Below are 21637 nucleotides of genomic sequence, written 5' to 3'. Positions count from 1 at the left end.
CAACTTACAAAAAAGGATGCACCCCAAATTGAGGGAGTGGCCAAGAAGCTATTTGATGAAGGAAAAATACACGGTGCCCTTTTGGTTGCCGAGGGGGAAACCATAATTTATGAAGGGGCGTTCGGACTTGCCGACCGTAGCCTGAAAATACCCAATGCTCCAAAAATGCGCTTTTGGGATGCGAGCATAGGTAAAATGTTTACAGCTGTACTAATTTTACAACTGGTTGAAGAAGGTAAGGTTTCTCTGGAAGATCCCATCTCCAAACATCTTCCATGGTTCAAACACCGTGAGGCGAATCATATTACCATTCACCATCTTTTAAGTCATCGTTCCGGGTTCTTGAGCAAAGTTTATGAGGAAAGAGAAAAAGCTGAACACGACCAGAAAAGTCAGAGGAGTATTCTTGAGGAAAAAATTGCCAAAATAACGTTGGCCTTCAAGCCAGGTACAGCTTTTTTATACAGCAATACGGGATACGTCATTCTTTCTGAAATCATTATGGCACATTTAGGAAATGATTACAATCTCATTTTACAGGAAAAAATTTTCAAACCCTTGCACATGGAGGACACCTATTGGTCTGCGCCCATTTATGGACCAAGCATGCCCGTGTATTACCTTGAACACGGAAACCCGCTTCTACCGGCAGAGAAACTTGATTTTACAGGGCCTGGTGGGGAAAAAACAACCTTGCAGGATTTACACAAATTCATGTTGGCCGTGGGAACGGACAAATTGCTCTCAAAACAGTCCTGGACGCTTGCGTTTCAACCTCACTCCCTGCCCGAAGAAGCAAAAAGTGAATGGGGACCACACCAAAGTCCATACGGGTATGGGTTTAGCCTGATCGATTTCCCTTATATGGAAAATCAGTTTGCCGCAACAGTCAGTCATGGTGGAGCTTCGGCCGGAACTTCCAGCTATGCACTTCGTTTTATTGACAACGACCGTATTGTTGTGCTTTGGAACAATGAATTTAAAAACCCGGTACTATTTGAACTTTATCAAGCTTTAAGCGATATCGCCACGAAATAATTCATCATAAAATCAGAAGCCCGATTTACAATTGTAAACCGGGCTTCCTTTTGGGTAAATCAATAGCCAAGGCAGTAGGTGAAACTATCGATTTGGGACACTTAATTCCAGCCACCTCCCAAGGCGCGGTACATATTTACCTGGGCCAGCAACTGGTCTTTTTTGGTCTCTACAAGCTCCATACGGGACTCCAAAGCCTCACGCTGTGCCAAAAGCACCTCGATATATTCCACCCTTGCAGATTGGAACAAACGCGTGGAGAGGTCTATGGATTCCGTTAGGGCCTGTACTTGACCATCCTTTAATTCATAGCTCTTTTTTAAGTTATCGATGTTGGACAACTGGTTGGCCACCTCGATATAGGCATTCAAAATGGCCTTTTCATATTCAAAAACTGCTTGCAGCTGACGGTCCGTAGCATTTTTGTACTGAGCCTTTATTGCATTTCTGTTGATCAAAGGCGCTACCATATCACCAATAGCCGAATATAGAACGGATTCTGGAGTAGTGGTCAGGTATTTCGTATCAAAGGCTTCCAGCCCTAGACCTGCCTTTATGGTAAACTGAGGATAAAAATTGGCCTTGGACGCTTTGGTGTCCAATTTAGCCGCAGCCAATTCATATTCGGCTCTACGGACATCGGGCCGATTCTGCAATAATTGGGAAGGTATTCCAGCGTAAATGGTATCAATAGGTGCATCAATAAAATTATCGGATGCCCTTTGAATGTGCTGAGGTGAGCGTCCAATCAAAAAATTCAATCGGTTTTCCACTTCCACGATTTGCTGTTGAATCTCATATTTATGGCTCTGGTTTTTCATCACCTCGGCCTGAAAACGCTTCACAGCCAATTCCGTGGCTCGCGCGGCCTGCTTTTGCAGTTTCACCATGTGCAGGGCATTTTGCTGTATCTCCAGGTTTTGGTCTATGATGGCCATTTGATTGTCCAGCGCCATTAATTCATAATACGAATCGGCAATTTCCGCGACCAAGTTGGTCACCATAAAGTTTTTGCCCTCTACGCTGGAAAGGTATTCATAAACCGCAGCCTTTTTCTCATTACGGAGCTTCTTCCATACGTCGAGTTCCCAAGTGGCGAAGGCCCCGACCATATAATTGGTCAGGGGCTCGGGGAACTCTTCGCCTTCTTTTACCTCGAGGTTTTTTTCAACGGCGCCATTTCGGGTGTATTCGCCTACTTTGTCGACCTCAGCTCCCGCCTGGATATTGACAAAAGGCAAATACTCCCCTTTTTTGGCTTGAATCCTATTTTGGGCCATATCCACTTGCTGCAACATAATGTTCAGCTCTTGGTTTTTTACCAAGGCGGTATCGATCAATGCAACCAGATTTGAGTCCTTAAAAAACTGCTTCCATTCCACCAATCCTGTGTTTACGGTATCGGTTGACAAATTTTGGTAGTTTTTTGGGACCGCTACGTCCTCGTTCCTGATTTCTCTAGTGGGCACACAGGAATAAAGGACAATCATCCCTATCATTCCAATTAAAAGTGTTTTTCTATGATTCATCCTGATCGCCTTTTTTATTCTTATTTCCATTTTTTGCAGTCGTCATTTTTTTCAAACGTTGATTCATCAAGCGCAGACGGGCCTTCAATTTGAACACCGTGTCATTTCGATGGAAAAACTCCTCCGACATCGGTTCGTCGTGCTGATCCTTGATCAAACTTTTTCCATCCGCCATTTTTGCAAATACGTAATATAGGCCAGGAATCAACAGGACTCCGAAAATGGTTCCGACAATCATACCGCCCATCGCCGAACCGCCAATAGTCTTATTTCCAATGGCACCGGCACCTGTGGCAATGACCAACGGAATCAACCCTGCGATAAAGGCAAAGGAAGTCATCAAAATAGGTCGGAAACGTTGTCTGGCTCCTTCTATGGCCGCATCCCGAATGGTGGAGCCTTCGCGACGTTTTTGAACGGCAAATTCTACAATCAGAACCGCATTTTTACCCAGCAGCCCCACCAGCATGATAATACCGATCTGGGCATACACATCGTTGGCTAGTCCCATGGCTTTCAAAAGGAAAAAAGAACCGAAAATACCAACCGGAAGTGATAAGATCACCGCCAAGGGTAGCAAGAAGCTCTCATATTGTGCAGCAAGCACCAAGTACACGAAGATGAGCACTACTATAAAAATGTAGAGAGATTCATTTCCACGCTGCGCTTCATCGTAGCTAAGCCCTTCCCAGGCAATGTCGTAGCCTCTTGGCAAGGTTTGTTCTGCAACCTCCTCAATAGCCTTTATGGCGTCACCACTTGTAAAACCTGAAGCTGGCAAACCACGAATAGCAGCCGAGTTGTATAGATTATATCGGGTAATTTCGTTGGGGCCCAATCTTTTTTCCATGGTCATAAACGCAGAATAGGGCACCATTTCCCCTTCTTCGTTCTTGACGAAGAGTTTTTCCAAGTCGGATGGCATACTGCGATATTCTGGAGCAGCTTGGGTATACACCTTAAAGAAACGACCGAAACGGATAAACCCTTGCTCGTAGGTACTACCAATGAGAATGTTCAGGTTTTCCATGGCTTTTCCTATGGAAACTCCTTTTTGCATTGCTGCTTTATTATTGATTTTCAGCTCATATTGCGGATAATTGGCCGCATAGAACGTAAACAAACCAGCGAGTTCCTTACGTTCACGCAAGGCATCCATAAAATCATTGTTGATTCTTTCAAACTCATGATAATCTGTACCGTTGGTCTTGTCCAATAGACGCATCGCAAAACCACCTGATGAACCAAAGCCGGGTACTGCTGGTGGCTCAAAGTATTCGATGACCGCTCCCAGGTCTTTGGTCTCTTCCTCCAATTCTTCCATTATTTCGTGCACGGAATGTTCCCGCTGCGACCATGGCTTTAAGTTGATGAGACAAGTTCCGGCGTTGGAGCCCCGTCCTTCGGTCATGATTTCATATCCCGCCAAAGATGAAACAGATTCCACACCTTCGGTTTCCTCGCAAATGGCCTGAAGCTTTCTGGCAACATCGTTGGTCCGTTCCAAAGTGGCGCCAGGAGGCGTCTGGATGATCGCATAGATCATTCCTTGATCTTCATTGGGGATAAATCCTGCAGGAAGTGTCTGATTGGTAAAGAATATTCCGGCACAGAAAACGATCAACACACCAAAAGTGACCACTCTTCGGTTTACAATCTTGCTCAAAATACCTATATACCTACCTGTAAGTTTTTCAAACCTCCTGTTGAACCAATCTATAAACCGATTTACAGGTGATTTTCTTCTGGGCTTCCCATGATTGTTCTTCAGCATCATGGCACATAGCACTGGTGTAAGGGTAAGTGCGACCAAAGCGGAAATAATAATAGACCCCGCCATGGTAATGGAAAACTGTCTATAAAATACCCCAACGGGTCCCGTCATAAAGGAAATGGGAATGAATACGGACACCATCACCATGGTAATGGCAATAATGGCTCCACCAATTTCTCCCAACACTTCGTAAGATGCTTTATACGGTGTCAAGTTTTCCTTTTCCATCTTCATGTGGACGGCCTCTACCACAACAATGGCATCATCCACCACAATACCGATGGCCAAAACCAAGGCAAACAATGTAATCAGGTTAATGGAAAGTCCAAACAGCTGCATTACAAAGAATGCCCCGATGAGCGATACCGGTACCGCAATGATTGGAATCAAAGTCGAACGCCAATCGCCCAAGAAAAGGAATACTACTACGGCCACCAGAATAAATGCATCACGCAACGTGTGCAATACTTGTTCAATCGATGCATCCAAAAAGTTGGAAACGTCATAACTGATCTTGTAATCAATTCCAGGGGGCAATTCTTCTTCCAACTCGGAGAGCTTGTCCTTTACGGCATCTATAACATCACTACCATTACTTCCAAAAGTCTGTTTTAATACAATTGATGCCGATGGTTTTCCATCGAGATTGGAATAGATATCGAAGAACTCGCTTCCCAATTCCACATCGGCCACATCGCCTAACTTTAACAACTCTCCTTCTCCATTGGCTTTAATAATGATATCCTTGTACTGTTCAGGCTCATTGTATCGGTCTTGATATACCAATACATATTCGAGTGACTGTGCCCGTTTCCCCGAACTTCGTCCTAATCGACCCGGCCGAGCCAGAATACTTTGCTCTTCCATCGCTTTCAGGATTTCTTCTGCGGAAACATCGTATGCTCGCATTCTATCGGGTTTCAACCAAACACGCATGGCAAACTTGCGGCTACCCAGAATTTGGGCACTGGCGATACCATTGATACGCTGTATTTCGGGAATAATTTTGGTGTATGCATAATTGTACAGGAACTTTTCGTCATTGTTCTTGGCATCACTGTACAAATTCACATACATCAGCATACTGGGCTGTACAGGGGTAATGATCACCCCTTCACGTTGCACCAACTCTGGCAATAACGGCATTACTTGGTCTACCCGCGTCTTTACCCGAACCACAGCTTGATTGGGGTCGGTTCCCGGTTCAAAAATCACCCTCAGGGTTCCTTCACCGGCACTAGTGGCGTCCGACGCTATGTAGCGCATGCCCTGTACCCCATTGATGGATGTTTCCAGAGGTATAAGGGTTGATTTTACCAGAACATCAGCGCTCGAACCTGGATAAGCTATAAATATATTTACCGTAGTTGGGGCAATTTGCGGGAACTGCGAAATAGGCAGTTGTTTTATGGCCAACAGTCCCGTAAACACGATTATGACCGAAATCACAATGGCCAATACCGGCCTGTGTATAAATTTTTTAAACATTGCTTATGATTATGGGATTGTTACTCAGCATACAACTCTAGGTGTGACAATACGGATTCAGGTTTTTCGAATTCGTAATGAATCTTTTCCCCGTTCCGAACCATACGGATACCTTCCAAGAGTACTTTATCGTTTAATGAAAGTCCTTTTTCCACTACAAAAAGGTGCGGTAGCTCGGCACCTACAACAATTTCGCGTTGTTGCACTGTTCCGTTCTCATCTAGGACAAAGACAAATTTTTTGTCCAACACTTCAAAAGTGGCCTTTTGTGGAATAAGCATCGCTTTATCCAACGGTACCTTCATCAAAATGCTTCCGGTTTCCCCATGCCTTAAAATACCTTCGGGATTGGGGAACGTTGCCCTAAAGGCAATGTTTCCGGTTTCGTGGTTGAACTCTCCTTCAATGGTCTCCACAATTCCCGCCTGGTTGAACTTTTTGTTGTTGGCCATCAGCAGTTCCACCTGTTGTTTTTCACTTTTTTTGGTAGTGGTAATGTAATCCAGGTACTCTGCTTCGGGCACATTGAAATACACCCACATTTTAGAGTTGTCGGAGAGTTTGGTCAGCAGTTCTCCTTCATCCAAAAGACTTCCCTCCCTAACTTCGAGATGGTCCATTATACCATCGAAAGGGGCTCGGATGTCCGTAAAGCCCAAATGGGTTTCCGCCAGACTAACCTCTGCTTTGGCCCTATCCAATTCTGCTTTGGCCATGGCCAACTCATTGGCTGAAACAACGTTCCCGTCTGCCAATAATTTGGTGTTTTTATATTCAATTTCAGCCACTTCGGCCTCAGCCTTTGCCTTTTGCAGGTCGGCTTGGTAAACATTGGGCATAATATGAAACATGCGCTGTCCTTTTTTTACATGCTGCCCTTCATCTACATAAATATGTTGTAGGTAGCCTTTTTCCAAAGCCCTAAGTTCAATATGGCGTATGGAATGAATTTGGCAAACGTAATCTTTAGTGATAGAAGTGTCCATTTGGATTGGACTTGATACAAGGTACTTGGTCTCTTCCTTGTTTTCGTGCTTATTGGATTCGCAGCTCGCATAGCACATGGCTACAAGCAAGCCGATGAAGATGGAAAATCTCCTCATAGTTTTACTGGTTTAAAAAATATTTTGAAATGGTCAAGGGAAGTCCGAATCCACATAAAGGGACCTACCCTTGGTTATTGATTCTTACCCAAAGGGATGCAGTTGGTCGCAAAGCACAGGAGTAGCTTTGCTAGATGTAAATTCTAAATTCGGAATACTTGGAACCTCACATGCTTCTTTATGGTTGAAGCTGACTTGGGTCGAGATAACCCAAAATTGGTGTTGGATTCCAAAAAGAGTTGCCCCCAAGAGGCGGGAAATTCATAAGCGGTCGAGAAATTACCATTTTTTAGCGAAAAACTATGTGATGCTACTTCCTCTTCACGTTCTTCTTGTTCTTCAAGGTCAATTTCTACGAAATGTCTTTTTTCCAATCCCAGTTCAAGGGATTGAAATATTTCTGAGGAATGTTGACTCTCTAAATTCTGGAGATAACAGGCATTTTCCGCAATTGGTTTCTCTTGCGGATTTGTATGGAAATTAACGAATCCACATAACCATAAGGTAAGGAGTGGAAACAGATATTTTATGAATGCCTTTTTCATTTCGAGGAACAAAGCTATGTTACTCAAACTTCTCGAACAAATGGTAGTTGTTAATTATGGTTAAAATCGATTTATTCGCTATTTTTTTTGATGAAAAATTTCTAAAGACAGCTAAAAAATCAAATAAATATAAAATTGACTTTTCAAAAATTACCCAAATTGGCATAAAAGCATTAAAACCCTATCTTAGGTGTACCTGAAAAACAAAGGTTTCTATATGCGTTACCGTTTGCTTGTTCCTATAATTGTACTTGTTCTCTCTTTGGTTTCGTGCAAGGATTCCAAGAATCAAAAAGAGGATTCCGATGGTTTTCATACCATTTCCGTGAACAATGAATACCGTATTGACGTGCCCTTGTTTATGACGGGAACCACAGGATTGAACGAAGAGGCCTCGCTACAATTTCAGAGTCTAAGAAAAGAAGCCTATCTCATTGTTATGGATGAGCAAAAGTCCAGGTTTGAAGAAGTGTTCAGGGACTTGGAGCAGTATGACGATTCGCTTTCTGTCATACAAAATTACAGGGATGCCCGGCTACAAATTTTATCCCGTACCACCCAAATCACCCATAAATCTCCCTTTACATCACGATTGATATATGGCCTGGATGCAGAATCCTTGGAGCTCGATGCCAAGGTGAACGGAATGGATCAAGAAATCTCTTATTTTTTGACCTTTGTTGAAGGCCATGAAAACGTTTACATGATTATGGCCTGGACCTTGAAGGACAAGAAAATGGAGCATAAAAAAACCTTTAAAACGATTGCCGAATCTTTTCAATTAATAGATTAGCCAACCGCTTTAAAGGTCTGTATGGATAAAGAGATGGTTTACTACTTGCTCAAGTACATTTTTCTCCTAGCGTAGAGATTGTAAAACTCATCATCCTTTAAATTGTCAATAAACAGGATACTCTCGCCAGTACTCTTCATTTCAGGTCCCAGATTTTTGTTTACGTTAGGGAACTTGTTAAAAGAGAACACCGGCTGTTTAATGGCATAACCTTCCAATTGCGGGTTAAAGGTGAAGTCCTTTACTTTTTTCTCGCCCAACATTACCTTGGTGGCATAATTCACATAGGGTTCTTTGTATGCCTTCGCAATAAACGGAACCGTACGCGATGCCCTTGGGTTGGCTTCGATGATATACACAATATCGTCTTTCACCGCAAACTGGATATTGATCAAGCCCACCGTGTTCAGAGCCAACGCGATTTTTTTGGTATGATCTTTTATTTGCTGCAACACAAACTCGCCCAAGTTAAATGGGGGCAAGGTAGCATTGGAATCCCCAGAGTGGATTCCACAGGGCTCAATGTGCTCCATGATTCCGATGATGTACACATCTTCACCATCACAGATGGCATCTGCCTCAGCTTCAATGGCTCCATCCAAGTAGTGGTCCAAAAGCAGCTTGTTGTTGGGTATTTTTCGTAACAAATCCACCACATGGGCTTCCAGTTCTTCTTTGTTGATCACAATTTTCATACCCTGCCCCCCCAAAACGTAAGATGGCCTTACCAATAATGGAAAGTTCAGCTCTTCGGCCAAGTCCAAGGCTTCATCTGCAGTTTCAGCAACCCCGAATCGTGGGTAAGGAATATCATTTTCTTTCAATAGCGTAGAGAAACTTCCCCTATCTTCTGCCAAATCCAGCGATTGGAAACTTGTCCCAATAATGTTGATGCCATACTTGTCGAGCTTCTCGGCAAGCTTCAATGCTGTCTGTCCGCCCAACTGTACGATGACACCCTCTGGTTTTTCATGAAGGATAATATCGTAGATATGTTCCCAGAAAACAGGTTCAAAGTATAATTTATCGGCCGTATCAAAGTCCGTGGAGACGGTTTCTGGGTTACAGTTGATCATAATGGTCTCATAACCGCATTCGGCAGCGGCCAAAACACCGTGCACGCAGCAGTAATCAAACTCGATACCTTGCCCAATCCGGTTAGGTCCAGAACCGAGTACTACCACCTTTTTCTTATCGGTCACCTCGCTATCGTTGGCCACGTAACGCTCTCCACTTGGGGTCTCGATTTCTTCCTCAAATGTGGAATAGTAGTACGGTGTCACCGCCTTAAACTCAGCGGCACAGGTATCCACCAATTTATACACCCGGTTGATGTTCAAATCCATTCGCTTGCTGTGTACCTCACTCTCCCAACAATCCAACATGTGGGCAATCTGTCTGTCCGCAAAACCTTTTTGTTTCGCCTCTAGCAATAGGGCTTTTGGCAAGCTCTCTATGGTATATTTTGATATTTCCATCTCCAAGAAGTGCAATTCCTCGTATTGTTTTAGGAACCACATATCTATTTTGGTGATGTCATGGATTCGTTTTAATGGAATTCCAAGTTGAATGGCATCATAGATGACAAACACCCTGTCCCAACTGGGCACACGTAATTTCTCGATGATGGTTTCGTAATCCTTGTATCCTTTACCGTCTGCACCCAAGCCGTTTCGTTTGATTTCGAGGGACTGGGTAGCTTTGTGAAGGGCTTCTTGGAACGATCGCCCAATACCCATCACCTCGCCAACAGATTTCATTTGAAGGCCCAAAGTCCTATCGGAACCTTCGAACTTATCGAAATTCCACCTTGGTATTTTTACGATGACATAGTCCAAGGTCGGCTCAAACAAAGCTGACGTGGATTGTGTAATTTGGTTGTCCAACTCATCCAACGTGTAGCCTATCGCCAGTTTTGCCGCAATTTTTGCAATCGGGTACCCTGTTGCCTTGGAAGCCAAAGCGGAAGATCGGGAAACCCTTGGATTGATCTCGATAGCAATGATATCCTCTTTTTCGTCCGGGCTTACGGCGAACTGTACATTACACCCTCCTGCGAAGTCCCCTATACTTCGCATCATGTGGATGGCCATGTCCCGCATGCGCTGGAATGTTCTATCGGACAAGGTCATAGCCGGCGCAACGGTGATAGAATCCCCGGTATGGATACCCATGGGGTCCATATTCTCGATGGTACAAATAATGACCACATTGTCGTTTTTGTCACGTAGCAGCTCCAACTCATATTCTTTCCAGCCCATCAAGGCCTTATCGATCATCACCTCATGGATGGGGGATACTTCCAATCCATGGCTTAGCATGTCATCAAAATGCTCTGGATCATAAACAATGCCCGCACCTGCTCCTCCCAAGGTAAAGGAAGCCCTAATAACCAATGGAAAACCGAATTCCTGGGCAATCTCTTTTCCTTTTAGGAAGGATGTTGCGGATGCCTGTGGCGGCATACCAATGCCAATTTTCAGCATCAACTCCCTAAACTTTTCACGGTCTTCTGTAATGTTGATAGCATCGATGTCCACCCCTATGATCTCCACTCCAAAATCTTCCCAAATCCCTTTTTCATCGGCCTCAATACAAAGGTTCAATGCGGTTTGCCCGCCCATGGTTGGCAATACGGCATCGATATTTGGGTGTTTTTTAAGGATTTCTATGATGGATTTTGTGTTCAACGGCTTCAGGTACACATGGTCCGCCATGGTAGGGTCGGTCATAATCGTGGCTGGATTACTGTTGATCAAAATAGTTTCAATCCCATCTTCCCGAAGGGAGCGAAGGGCCTGGGAACCGGAATAGTCGAACTCACATGCCTGGCCAATGATGATAGGACCAGAACCAATAATCAGAATGGAATTTAAATCTTTTCTTTTGGGCATTTTCTATAGGGGTTTCTCGGTTATTTGCTTATATGTCAAAAAAAAGGTGTTACCTAGAAAAGTAACACCTTTAATTTAAATAATAAATACTATCATTATTTTTTATGTCTTGGCTCAGAGGAAACAGTTAATCTTTTTCTTCCTTTGGCTCTTCTTCTCGCAAGAACTTTTCTACCATTGGCAGTCGCCATGCGCTCCCTAAAACCATGCTTGTTTCTTCTCTTCCTTTTGGATGGTTGATACGTTCTTTTCATTTCCGAACTGTTTTATGGATTTGTTGATGGGAAGTAATCTCCCCTAAAAATTCTGGGCGCAAATATACGAAGACTTTTTACTTTGGCAAGTCCAAACCTAAAATATTTAAATTAGTTTTTAGTACTTTTGCGGGCACTTAATTAAAGGTAAAAACTCAAGACTGTATGTTCAACAAAAATATAAAGCTCGTCATTGCCGTCCTCATCATTGCTTATGCCGTATACCAGTTTATAGAAGGCAATATTGGCAACGGAATTGCATTGATCTTGCTATCCCTCGTGTTCATTTTTCTATACTTTCGTAATGAGTTTATCCTTTTGGCCTTTCTTAAAATGAGAAAGCAGGACTTAGAGGGTACGCAAAGGTGGTTGGCCAAAATCAAAAACCCTCAAGCGGCCTTGATCAAAAAACAACAGGGATACTATAACTATCTCCATGGTATCATCTACTCTCAAAAAAACCTAACTCAGGCCGAGAAATACTTTAAAAAGGCCTTAAAATTTGGTCTGACCATGGATTATGATGTGGCCATGGCCAAATTGAGCTTGGCGGGCATTGCCATGCAGAAGCGAAGAAAACGTGAAGCAACTACTTTATTGCAGGAAGCCAAGAAATTGGACAAAAACAACATGCTTACGGAACAAATCAAAATGATGCAGCAGCAGATGAAGAAGATTTAAGCATAAACTTCAACCATCAAAAAAATTCATCTTCCTACTTGATAGTCCATTTTGATTATGGACACAAAATCGCATTCGTTGATTCAGACGCACCATCCATCAATTGAAAAGGGGTATCCGTCAATTTGTGTGCTATTAAAAATCGTCAATCCCTTACCTTCACGCTTCGAAGTGGAATTTTGTTCCACCCTTTATTTAATTTACAATTCAAATTTTGCCTATTGATGAGAATAACAATTATTGGCGGAGGAATTACAGGATTAACCACTGCCCTTGCCTTAAAGAAAGTTGGTTTTCAATGCGAGGTTTTTGAAAAAGCGAGAGAAATAAACGAAGTCGGTGCAGGAATTTGGGTTCAACCCAACGCCTTAAAAATCTTGGATTGGCTAAACCTCGGCCAATTGATAAGGGATAAGGGTACCATTTTAAACCAAGTAGATATAACAAATCCCCAATTGGTTCCATTTAAGAAAACTACCAAAGAAGCGGTACAAGATGATCATGGTAATAAAATAGTGGCCATACTTAGGGCCGATTTGCAGAAAATATTGTTCGATGCGCTACCAGAGCAACTCGTACATCTTGGACAAGACTTTAAGTCTTACCAATATGAAAGCAATGAAATAAATGTTTTAATTGGCAATAAACAGGTTTCTTGTGATTTGTTAATTGGTGCTGATGGAATCCACTCTAAAGTAAGAACCGAAACATTTGAGAACACCGTTAAAAGATTTTCAGGACAAACCTGCTGGAGAGGTGTAGCCGATTTTAACCTTCCCAGCGAATTTGAAAGTTCAGGAATAGAAGTCTGGGGCAGAAAAATAAGGTTCGGATTTTCACAAATAGGCCGCAATAAGGTGTACTGGTTTGCGGTAATCAATGCAAAGCAGGGCGAGATTGATGAATTGGGATCAATAAAACCTAAATTATCAATACTTTACAAAGATTTTCATGAAGTGATTCACAAAATCCTAGATCATACAGCCGAAGAAAAAATCATTCGAAGCGATATCTCCGATTTAAAACGATTAAAATCATGGCACAAGGAAAATGTACTATTGCTCGGTGACGCAGCCCATGCCACAACACCGAATATGGGTCAGGGTGCATGTCAAGGCATTGAAGATGCGTACTATCTAGCAAACACTTTAAAAAAGCACAATGGTAACCTAAGGGTAGCATTGAATGAATTTGAATCATCCAGAAGAGAAAAAGTAGAGTACGTTGTCTCCAATTCTTGGAGATTTGGTAAAATGGCCCATAGTCTAGTAGGTCAGTTCATTTTAAAGAGCATAATACGTTTGACCCCGGAGCATAAAATTAATGAACAAATGAAAAAGCTCTACCATGTTAAAGAATTCTCTTAGTCCTAAAATACAAGACAATCATTCTCTAGAAAATGCGTATTACTCGGTTGCTCAATAACAAATCAGTACTGTTTGACCTATTGCAACTAGCCGATCCATCAAAAACCCATATTGAAGCCTATCTTACAAACGGGACCTGTTATCTGGCCAAGATTGGGGACGAAACCATCGGGGCAATGGTCTTGCAGGAGTTGGACGGTACAACCATGGAACTTAAAAATATTGCAGTCTCACCCTCACAACAAGGGAGGGGTTATGGAAAAGTACTTTTGGAATACGCCATCAAAACCTGTAGGGATTCAGGTTATAACAAATTAATTGTAGGTACGGGCAATTCCAGTATTGGACAACTTGCGTTTTACCAAAAATCAGGTTTTGAAATCGACCATGTTATAAAAAACCATTTCGTGGACCACTATGCCGAACCCATTTTTGAAGATGGCATTCAATGCAAACATATGGTTGTTTTGGAGAAAAGGCTTTCGTAATCATTCTATGGTTACATTTGTTTGATTTTACGAACAGTTTACCCATGTACTACCCACTATGCCTCAATGGCGTCGATGTCCACCCCTTATTCGGTAGTTTCCTAAAAGGAAGGCCGTTCATCTTTGATTTTTCATCCAATAACCCGAAAACATTGGACTACCCGCTGACGGACTTCCATCAGTTTAACCAAATGATTTTTGATGAATTAAAGGATGCATCCCGAAGCTGGGGCATTGGCAAGTATCTGGAAGAACGGAAAAGCCTCCTTCGCGACTATTCCAACATCATCGAAGAGGAACGGTATTATCATCTGGGTCTGGATATCATCGTGCCCTACAACATACCAATGTTTTCCCCTTTGGATGCCGAAGTCTACAAAACCGGAAAAGAAACTGTCCTCGGTAATTACGGGGGCTACATCATCCTAAAACATGATATGGACGGAGTGGTCTTTTACTCACTCTATGGACACTTAAAAACCCCTCACTTGGTACATGTTGGAGAAAAAATAAAGGCTGGTCAAAAGTTTGCCCATATTGGACAAGAAAGTGATAGCGGAGGTTGGTTTTGCCACGTGCATCTTCAGATTCTTACCCAAAAAGCGATTGACGAGGGTCTTATGGAGTGGGGTTATATTTCACCTGCACTACTACCTAAAGTAGAAACGCTTTTTCCGTCTCCTTACTTTCTGTTCAAGTACTAAAGCAACAAACTATTTTCCAGTACTCCCCACCCGGTAGTATCCCTTGTTCGGAATTTCGATGGTGTACTTTTTTCGTGATGCATTGTTCAAATGGGGTTCGCGCAGCCATGGGTTGTGACGCTTCAAAACCTTGTAATTGATTTCGTAAAGCTCGGCAAAATCGGCCCAGTTGTTTACTGCCGAATCCACTTCAACCGTAAAGGTGGGCACTTTTGTGTACATATCGTCCTCTTCCAACTGAAAACCATACTTGTCACGGTTGGATAAAATCTCCTTAATAGCCAGAATACGGAACACATAGCGTCCGGTCTCCTGTCCCAGCAACAAATCGTAATAATCCTCCACTTGCTGAATGTCCATGTATTTTTGAATGCCTGCGGGGCCTGCATTATAGGCAGCAGCGGTCAACGTCCAGCTTCCAAAACGCTCTTTCCATTTGTTGAGGTAATCGCAGGCTACCTGGGTTGCCTTTTCTATATGGTAACGCTCATCTACGTTATCGTTCACTTCAAGACCATATTCTCGTCCCGTACCTTTCATAATCTGCCAAAAACCAGTGGCGCCTGCAGGGGAAACTACATTCTCAAGACCGCTTTCGGCTACGGCCAAGTATTTGAAATCGTCAGGAATGCCATTCTTTTTAAGAATGGGCTCAATGATCGGGAAGTATTTGTTGGCCCGCTTCATCAATAAAAGGGCGTTCGATTGCCAATAGGTATTCACCAAAAACTCACGGTCTACCCGCTCCATAATCTCGGGGTCGTCTTGGGGCACCGGTTCGCCCGCAAAATTCAAATCTTGGGGTATTTCAATCGCACTGATTTGGTAGGTGTCCGCCACACTTTTATCCGTGGTTTCCGGTTCCGTTACCTTTTCAATGCTTTTGTCTTCCATTTCATTCGACTGAACAGCAAAAATCAAGGTGCTTACCACAGCTATCAATCCGATAAATGCCAATATATTTTTGAGGTGTTTCATGTCTTCCCTTTTAAAATGTTACGTAAAGATACTATTATAAAGACGAATTTATTTCAAAATAATTGTGGGGAGGTGCTCATTAAACCATTTGGCCCGATGAATGATCATGGTGTGGGTGCCATTTTTAACGGAAATACAATCTTTGATGTTGGTCATGGGAAAAACAGCATCCTTTTCCCCTTGAATGTGGACCACGTTATTAGGTGGAACTTCTTGGTCCCAATTCACAATTTGATCGATGGACCAATCAATATAATATTTTTCGCGAATGGATAGATATTTTTCGTAAAGATGCAGTCGTTTGGTCACGGTTTCGCCAAAGGCATATTTGGCCAAAAGTTCCACATTGTTCACCAGACCGGTGGGCAGCAGCTTGTGTACCTTGGTGTATTTGGCAAAAAGCATTCGTTTGGGCAATTCGTGCTTACTCTTCACGGATGAGACCACAAGTATTTTTTGAACAGGAATGATTTTGGCCATTTCCTGCACCAGCATACCGCCGAAGGACACACCTAGCAGCACAGGATCGGGCTCTTTGATCAGTGTGCACATTTTTTCGGCATAATCCTTCAGGCTCATCCCTTTCTCGGGTACAAACCATTCCAAGGTATGTGTCACAAACTGCTCGTCTGGAAGTTTGATGTTTTCAAAAATGGATGGGTTGGCAGCCATTCCCGGCATAAGATAGACATGGATTCTATTATCGGACATATGACACCAAATATCGATAAGGACTAGGAAATTAACAATATTTTGACTAATTTTGTATCCCTTTTGCAGCTTACCCCGCTTACTGAATGCATATTTTTAATCTTATGGGGTAATGGAAATGCCATTTTCAGGTAGTTCCGCTAAGTCATGAAAAAAACAAGTACTATATGACAACAATGGAAATCACTGACAATAGTTTCTTACGTCAATTTGAAACTAGGGTCAATGGGCATTTAGCCAAGATTGAGTACTCTTCTCAAGAGCGTAAAGTATTTTTGACCAAACTGGTTATTCCTGAAGAAATTACACAAGAGGGTTTTAAAGAGGATTTCATCAAAGCGGTTTTAAATGAAATTCAAGAGAACAACCTAAGAGTTGTCCCAACAAGCCCCCAAATTGCAGGATTTTTGAGAAAAAACAGGCAATACAAGGAAATGTTACCCGTTGGTATCCGCATCTGATCTAACCAATCATCAGAAAAGTATTGAAACCTCCTAGACCAGGAGGTTTTTTTATGCCGTTATGGCCTTGGAAACAAACTCAAACCGAACGAGTCCATCGGCATCAATGTCCAAGAGCTCCACTAGGTGCAAAGTATTCACCAAAGCTGGGTCCCATGGTGCTTTTACCTTCACATAGTTTTCAGTGAATCCGTGAATGTAGCCTTTTTTGTTTTCCCCTTCGAACAATACCGTTCGAACGCTTCCCAATTGGCTTTCATAGAAGGCCCTGCGTTTTTTGGCCGACAATCCGCGCAACATTTTGCTTCGTTTGTTACGCACTTTTTTGGGTACCACTTCGTCCATTTCGGCAGCCACGGTATTGTCCCTTTCTGAATAGGTGAACACATGCAGATAGGATATGTCCAACTCGTTCAAAAAATGATAGGTTTCCAAAAAATGTTCGTCCGTTTCCCCGGGAAAGCCTACGATAACATCTACCCCAATACAGGCATGCGGCATGGCTTCTTTGATACGTTTCACCCTATCCACATATAGATTGGACAAATACCGACGTCGCATTTTTTTTAGGATATCGTCGCTCCCGCTCTGCAAGGGCACATGAAAATGGGGCACAAAGGAATTGCTTTGCGCTACAAAATCGATAGTCTCGTTTTTGAGCAAGTTGGGTTCAATGGAGGAAATGCGCAGGCGGTGAATCCCATCTATGGTGTCCAAGGCCTTTACCAGATCCAAAAAGGTGTGCTCGTGTTTTTTGTTGCCAAACTCCCCTTTCCCGTAGTCGCCGATATTCACGCCCGTCAGCACAATCTCCTTAATGTCCTGCGAGGCGATTTCCTTGGCATTTTTGAGTACGTTCTGCAAGGTATCACTTCGTGAAATCCCGCGAGCCAGAGGAATGGTACAATAGGTGCACTTGTAATCACAACCATCCTGCACCTTTAAAAAGGCACGGGTACGGTCGCCAATCGCATAACTGCCTACATAAAAATCGGCGTCCTCGATTTCGCAGGAGTGCACTTCTCCCTTATCATTTTTGGTGAGGTCGTTGAGATAATCGGTGATTTTGAACTTTTCCGTAGCACCCAACACCAAATCCACCCCATCCACTGCGGCCAACTCATCCGGTTTTAGCTGCGCATAGCAACCTACTGCAGCTACAAAAGCATCGGGATTGGCTTTTTGGGCCTGCCTTACAATGGTCTTAAATCGCTTATCGGCATTTTCCGTGACCGAACAGGTATTGATCACATATACATCCGCTTCTTCCGAAAAGTCTACACGCTCAAACTCCTCTTTTTCAAAACCCCTAGCTATGGTAGAGGTTTCAGAGAAATTGAGCTTGCAGCCCAGTGTATAGAATGCGACCTTTTTGTTCATATACCTGCCTAGTGTTTTAGGGGCGCAAAGATAGTGATTTGTTGGGAGTTATCGCAAGCCGTCTTTGGTTCACAGCGATTGTTCAATACTTTTAAAAACAAAAAAGAACAAAGTTTTCCCTAAATTAGCGTCAGATTGACAAATTCCAGTAGCCCCGCTGGTCGCGCATAACCCCGTTACACTTTTAAAACCGTTATCGTAAGAATGAAAAAAATCATTAAGTATGTGTTGATTTCCATTGGGGCAATCATCATTCTCATCGCCAGTCAGTTTTTTATAATCCGAAAACTGGACCGTAATTTCGAAGAATCGCAAGAAATAGGTTTAAAAACCACGAATCAAAAACCGTTTAAATTGCCCTCTACGTTTTTGGACGGTGCCCGATTTATGGTCAAATTGCCTTTGCCATCCAAGGATACCCTTTTGGCATATTGCGATACTGGGGGCGGCATAAGTATGTTAATGCCTTCGCTTAAAGATCATCCAGAAATCGCTCCAATGGTAAAAAAAGGATTGGTTAAAGGTTTGATGCCCATAGATTATGTGCTTTTACCCAACCTTTTGGGCAACAAGGAATTTCCCCAACCTACCACCACACCCAACTTTATCTTGAGAAAACCATTTTCAATGGTAAAAGAACCCTATCTGGTTATACCCAGTCTAAATGAGGCACTTCAGCAAAAAATCGATAAAATGCCCAGGTTGGATGCTTTTTTAGGACAAGGATTTTTTATGGGGAACGCATGGACATTTGATTATCCCAAACAAGAAGTATGGGTCAACACCCCTATAAAATCAGCGGATAGCATCAAACCCAATGTGCTGCCGTTAGGATTCAAGAAAAATAGCCATGGAGTTGCCGTGTATGGGCATCCTAGCATGAGCATAGAAATCGATGGTGCAAAAATCGATGTCCTTTTCGACACCGGGGCCAGTTTCGTGTTGTCCGACAAGGGAAAAGAGTACTTCAACACCGAAAAAAACACCTTGGCCGGGTCCTTTATCGCAGCCAGTATTTTCGACCAATGGAGAACTGATCATCCGGACTGGAAGTATTATCCCGAATCAGATGGAAACCAAGGAATCATTGAAGTTCCTTTGGTAAAGGTCGCAGGATACGAAGTAGGCCCCGTGCAGTTTTCCCGAAGACCGGACCGTGTTTGGTCCGAAATGATGGCCCAATCCATGGACAAAGTCGCAAAAGGTGCCATTGGTGGGTCCCTACTGAAGCATTTTAAGATTAAAATTGATTACAATTCGGAGCTCGTTCAATTTCAAAAGCACAACGACTCCACCTTGGTTGAAAAGCTATAATCGGTTTGGTCGCTTTTCATGCCTAAGCGTTGGTTTAAAATGGTTATCTTATACCAATTTTAAACCAACTCTATGAAACTTCGATTATTCCTGATTGGCCTTGTCCTAATGGCGGGTTATTCCTGCAAAACAGAACCCACTTCCTCCTTGGCCGACTACCAAGGTGAGGAAAACTATTCCGTAATCATAAGCGAGACCAAGGTCGGCTATATGAAAGCCAATACCGTTGGCGACACCATTCAAATCGATTACGATTATAAGAACAATGGCCGTGGCCCGACCATGAAAGAGACCATTGTGCTGAACGCCGAAGGGTATCCCCTAAGCTGGCACGTCACTGGAAACACTACCTTTGGTAATGCCGTGGACGAGCAGTTCACCCAATCAGATGGCGAAGCTTCCTGGACCGATGCCACAGGCTCTGGAAGTACTTCTGTGGATACGCCTCAGCTCTACGTAAACCAATTTGGCAGCCCATACTCCGTAGTTTTGGCCGCGCGCTTGCTGATGGACGCCCCGGACAACACCCTGCCCGTTTTGCCTGCGGGAAACCTGACGCTGACCAAAATGGAGGATTTGACCGTACCCCATGCCTCTGGCGAAGGGGAATTGCCTCTAACAACATATGCGCTCTCCGGTGCGGAGATGAACCCCTCCTACTTTATCATGGATGATAGTAACCGCTTTTTTGCCTTTATCTCCCCCCGCTACATTGTGATTCGTGATGGCTATGAGACCGAAGAGAAAGAACTGCGCCAATTGGCTGAAAACTATTCCGCCGAACGCTATGAAAAACTGCAAAAGGAATATGCCCACAACTACGACAAAAAAGTGCGCATTGCCAATGTAAAAGTGTTCGACCCCAAAACGCTATCCCTTACCGAGCCCGTTTCTGTGGTGGTGGAAGGTGAAAAGATTTCTGCAATCGAGGCAGCCGATGCTACTGGTGACAACGAAGTGGTGATTCAAGGGAACGGTGGCACTTTGGTGCCAGGACTCTACGAAATGCATGCCCATACTGGCGACAACGGTGCATTGCTAAACGTTTTGGCCGGGGTAACCTCTTTCCGAGACATGGGCAACAACACCGAAGTGCTCAGCAACCTCATCGAAAAAATCAATTCTGGAGTATTGGCAGGGCCCCGTGTGACCCGACTTGGATTTATCGAGGGAAAAAGTCCGTACAGTAGCAATAATGGGATTCTAGTGGAATCCCAAGAAGAAGCCCTAGCCGCTGTGGACACCTACGATAGCCTTGGGTTTTACGGCATCAAACTGTACAACAGCATGAACGGCGATTGGGCCCCGGCCATCGTAAAAAAAGCGCACGACCAAGGGCTGTTCGTTACAGGGCATGTGCCCGCGTTCTCCAACGCCAATGCCATGCTTCGCGCTGGGTACGACGAAATGACCCACATTAACCAGACTATGCTCGGATGGGTACTGGAACCCGAAGAGGACACCCGCACCCTGTTACGCCTCACCGCCATGAAACGTTTTCCCGAACTCGATCTCAACAGCGACAAAGTGCAAGAGACCATGGACCTTTTTTTGGCCAACAAAACAGCAATGGACCCTACCTTGGCCATACATGAGCGATTGATGCTCTCCCGAAACGGAGAAGTGACTCCCGGTGCCTTGGATTATGTAGACAATATGCCGCCGAACGAGCAGCGTAGCCTCAAAGTGGCCTTGGCCCAAATTGCCGACAAGGAGGAGGACAAAGCCTATCGCGAAGCTTATGATAAAATCGTGGAAACCCTGCGAATGATGAAGGACAAAGGGATTCTGATCGTAGCGGGAACCGATTTGGGCGGCGCCTTTAACCTGCACCGCGAACTGGAACTGTACACCGAACAACTGGGTTACACTCCTGCCGAAGTGCTCAAACTCGCCAGTTACGATATGGCGCAGTACTTGGGACACGATAACTTGGGCAGCATTGAACCCGGAAAGTGGGCCGATTTCTTTTTGGTGCCCGGCAACCCGGTAGACGATATCAAGGCGATAAAAACCATATCCTTGGTATCTCGTGGAGGGACTTTTTACTACCCATCCGAGGTATACCCTGCCTTTGGCATTACTCCCTTTACAGAAAAACCTGAGGTAAAGAACTAAAAGCTTATAATATGATT

At 43.7% G+C, this 21637-nt stretch carries 18 protein-coding genes; 9 read left to right on the top strand and 9 right to left on the bottom strand.

Going from position 1 to position 21637, the window contains the following annotated elements; translation table 11 throughout:
- Positions 1-36 precede the first annotated feature (36 nt).
- A complete protein-coding gene (locus EO130_RS11255) occupies positions 37-1038 on the top strand; it encodes a serine hydrolase domain-containing protein (RefSeq protein WP_164732923.1) in 1002 nt (333 codons plus the stop codon).
- A gap of 101 nt (positions 1039-1139) precedes the next feature.
- Here EO130_RS11255 and EO130_RS11250 read toward each other — a convergent pair whose 3' ends face one another.
- The 4 genes from EO130_RS11250 to EO130_RS11235 all read right to left on the bottom strand — a co-directional run bounded on the left by EO130_RS11250 (position 1140) and on the right by EO130_RS11235 (position 7306).
- Positions 1140-2567 (bottom strand): TolC family protein, encoded by a 1428-nt coding sequence (locus tag EO130_RS11250; RefSeq protein WP_241244344.1) that lies wholly within the window; start codon positions 2565-2567, stop codon positions 1140-1142.
- The gene (locus tag EO130_RS11245; RefSeq protein WP_127141605.1) at positions 2557-5829 is read right to left on the bottom strand and encodes an efflux RND transporter permease subunit; all 3273 of its coding nucleotides are present in this window, start codon (positions 5827-5829) and stop codon (positions 2557-2559) included. Before EO130_RS11245 ends, EO130_RS11250 begins: the two co-directional genes overlap by 11 nt.
- Before the next feature lie 20 nt (positions 5830-5849).
- On the bottom strand, positions 5850-6932 hold the full coding sequence (locus EO130_RS11240; protein WP_127141604.1) for an efflux RND transporter periplasmic adaptor subunit: 1083 nt from the start codon (positions 6930-6932) through the stop codon (positions 5850-5852).
- A 143-nt stretch (positions 6933-7075) separates the two neighbouring features.
- Positions 7076-7306, bottom strand: a complete 231-nt coding sequence (locus EO130_RS11235) for a hypothetical protein (RefSeq protein ID WP_127141603.1) — start codon at positions 7304-7306, stop codon at positions 7076-7078.
- Between the two features lie 361 nt (positions 7307-7667).
- Between EO130_RS11235 and EO130_RS11230 the strand changes: the two genes are divergently transcribed.
- A complete protein-coding gene (locus EO130_RS11230; RefSeq protein WP_127141602.1) occupies positions 7668-8270 on the top strand; it encodes a hypothetical protein in 603 nt (200 codons plus the stop codon).
- Between the two features lie 41 nt (positions 8271-8311).
- Here the strand turns inward: EO130_RS11230 and carB are convergent, their stop codons facing one another.
- Both carB and rpmH read right to left on the bottom strand, forming a co-directional pair.
- Positions 8312-11164 carry a carbamoyl-phosphate synthase large subunit gene (gene carB / locus EO130_RS11225; RefSeq protein ID WP_127141601.1) on the bottom strand — a complete coding sequence of 951 codons (2853 nt, stop codon included), beginning with the start codon at positions 11162-11164 and terminating at the stop codon, positions 8312-8314.
- Positions 11165-11259: 95 nt separating this feature from the next.
- Positions 11260-11418: a 50S ribosomal protein L34 gene (gene rpmH, locus EO130_RS11220; RefSeq protein WP_072882462.1), complete on the bottom strand. Its 159-nt coding sequence runs from the start codon at positions 11416-11418 to the stop codon at positions 11260-11262.
- Positions 11419-11583: 165 nt separating this feature from the next.
- Here rpmH and EO130_RS11215 point away from each other — a divergent pair, with 165 nt between their 5' ends.
- The 4 genes from EO130_RS11215 to EO130_RS11200 all read left to right on the top strand — a co-directional run bounded on the left by EO130_RS11215 (position 11584) and on the right by EO130_RS11200 (position 14658).
- A complete protein-coding gene (locus EO130_RS11215) occupies positions 11584-12099 on the top strand; it encodes a DUF2892 domain-containing protein (protein ID WP_127141600.1) in 516 nt (171 codons plus the stop codon).
- A 224-nt stretch (positions 12100-12323) separates the two neighbouring features.
- Positions 12324-13466, top strand: a complete 1143-nt coding sequence (locus EO130_RS11210) for an FAD-dependent monooxygenase (protein ID WP_127141599.1) — start codon at positions 12324-12326, stop codon at positions 13464-13466.
- Between the two features lie 32 nt (positions 13467-13498).
- The gene (locus tag EO130_RS11205) at positions 13499-13954 is read left to right on the top strand and encodes a GNAT family N-acetyltransferase (protein WP_127141598.1); all 456 of its coding nucleotides are present in this window, start codon (positions 13499-13501) and stop codon (positions 13952-13954) included.
- 44 nt (positions 13955-13998) lie between these two features.
- Positions 13999-14658: a peptidoglycan DD-metalloendopeptidase family protein gene (locus EO130_RS11200; RefSeq protein WP_164732922.1), complete on the top strand. Its 660-nt coding sequence runs from the start codon at positions 13999-14001 to the stop codon at positions 14656-14658.
- Positions 14659-14667: 9 nt separating this feature from the next.
- On the opposite strand, the gene EO130_RS11195 is transcribed toward EO130_RS11200, so the two are convergent.
- Together EO130_RS11195 and EO130_RS11190 are read right to left on the bottom strand one after the other, a co-directional pair.
- On the bottom strand, positions 14668-15636 hold the full coding sequence (locus tag EO130_RS11195; protein ID WP_127141596.1) for a lytic transglycosylase domain-containing protein: 969 nt from the start codon (positions 15634-15636) through the stop codon (positions 14668-14670).
- 48 nt (positions 15637-15684) lie between these two features.
- Positions 15685-16347 carry an alpha/beta hydrolase gene (locus tag EO130_RS11190; RefSeq protein ID WP_127141595.1) on the bottom strand — a complete coding sequence of 221 codons (663 nt, stop codon included), beginning with the start codon at positions 16345-16347 and terminating at the stop codon, positions 15685-15687.
- 167 nt (positions 16348-16514) lie between these two features.
- On the opposite strand from EO130_RS11190, the gene EO130_RS11185 reads away from it, so the two are divergent.
- On the top strand, positions 16515-16808 hold the full coding sequence (locus EO130_RS11185; RefSeq protein ID WP_127141594.1) for a GNAT family N-acetyltransferase: 294 nt from the start codon (positions 16515-16517) through the stop codon (positions 16806-16808).
- Between the two features lie 51 nt (positions 16809-16859).
- On the opposite strand, the gene mtaB is transcribed toward EO130_RS11185, so the two are convergent.
- The gene (gene mtaB, locus EO130_RS11180; RefSeq protein WP_127141593.1) at positions 16860-18188 is read right to left on the bottom strand and encodes a tRNA (N(6)-L-threonylcarbamoyladenosine(37)-C(2))-methylthiotransferase MtaB; all 1329 of its coding nucleotides are present in this window, start codon (positions 18186-18188) and stop codon (positions 16860-16862) included.
- 204 nt (positions 18189-18392) lie between these two features.
- Here mtaB and EO130_RS11175 point away from each other — a divergent pair, with 204 nt between their 5' ends.
- Positions 18393-19502, top strand: a complete 1110-nt coding sequence (locus tag EO130_RS11175) for a hypothetical protein (RefSeq protein ID WP_127141592.1) — start codon at positions 18393-18395, stop codon at positions 19500-19502.
- 72 nt (positions 19503-19574) lie between these two features.
- On the top strand, positions 19575-21620 hold the full coding sequence (locus EO130_RS11170) for an amidohydrolase family protein (protein ID WP_127141591.1): 2046 nt from the start codon (positions 19575-19577) through the stop codon (positions 21618-21620).
- The last annotated feature ends 17 nt before the right edge of the window (positions 21621-21637 follow it).

The sequence above is a fragment of the Flagellimonas marinaquae genome, from assembly GCF_003992675.1.
Taxonomy (GTDB): Bacteria; Bacteroidota; Bacteroidia; order Flavobacteriales; family Flavobacteriaceae; genus Flagellimonas; species Flagellimonas marinaquae.
Note: the sequence above shows the minus strand (reverse complement) of the source record. Positions and strands in the feature narration are given on the sequence as shown.

Coding starts and splice junctions, on each gene's coding strand:
- EO130_RS11250 (WP_241244344.1), bottom strand. CDS start 2,567: ATGAATCATAGAAAAACACTTTTAATTGGAATGATAGGGATGATTGTC.
- EO130_RS11245 (WP_127141605.1), bottom strand. CDS start 5,829: ATGTTTAAAAAATTTATACACAGGCCGGTATTGGCCATTGTGATTTCG.
- EO130_RS11240 (WP_127141604.1), bottom strand. CDS start 6,932: ATGAGGAGATTTTCCATCTTCATCGGCTTGCTTGTAGCCATGTGCTAT.
- carB (WP_127141601.1), bottom strand. CDS start 11,164: ATGCCCAAAAGAAAAGATTTAAATTCCATTCTGATTATTGGTTCTGGT.
- rpmH (WP_072882462.1), bottom strand. CDS start 11,418: ATGAAAAGAACGTATCAACCATCCAAAAGGAAGAGAAGAAACAAGCAT.
- EO130_RS11215 (WP_127141600.1), top strand. CDS start 11,584: ATGTTCAACAAAAATATAAAGCTCGTCATTGCCGTCCTCATCATTGCT.
- EO130_RS11210 (WP_127141599.1), top strand. CDS start 12,324: ATGAGAATAACAATTATTGGCGGAGGAATTACAGGATTAACCACTGCC.
- EO130_RS11205 (WP_127141598.1), top strand. CDS start 13,499: ATGCGTATTACTCGGTTGCTCAATAACAAATCAGTACTGTTTGACCTA.
- EO130_RS11200 (WP_164732922.1), top strand. CDS start 13,999: ATGTACTACCCACTATGCCTCAATGGCGTCGATGTCCACCCCTTATTC.
- EO130_RS11195 (WP_127141596.1), bottom strand. CDS start 15,636: ATGAAACACCTCAAAAATATATTGGCATTTATCGGATTGATAGCTGTG.
- EO130_RS11190 (WP_127141595.1), bottom strand. CDS start 16,347: ATGTCCGATAATAGAATCCATGTCTATCTTATGCCGGGAATGGCTGCC.
- EO130_RS11185 (WP_127141594.1), top strand. CDS start 16,515: ATGACAACAATGGAAATCACTGACAATAGTTTCTTACGTCAATTTGAA.
- mtaB (WP_127141593.1), bottom strand. CDS start 18,188: ATGAACAAAAAGGTCGCATTCTATACACTGGGCTGCAAGCTCAATTTC.
- EO130_RS11175 (WP_127141592.1), top strand. CDS start 18,393: ATGAAAAAAATCATTAAGTATGTGTTGATTTCCATTGGGGCAATCATC.
- EO130_RS11170 (WP_127141591.1), top strand. CDS start 19,575: ATGAAACTTCGATTATTCCTGATTGGCCTTGTCCTAATGGCGGGTTAT.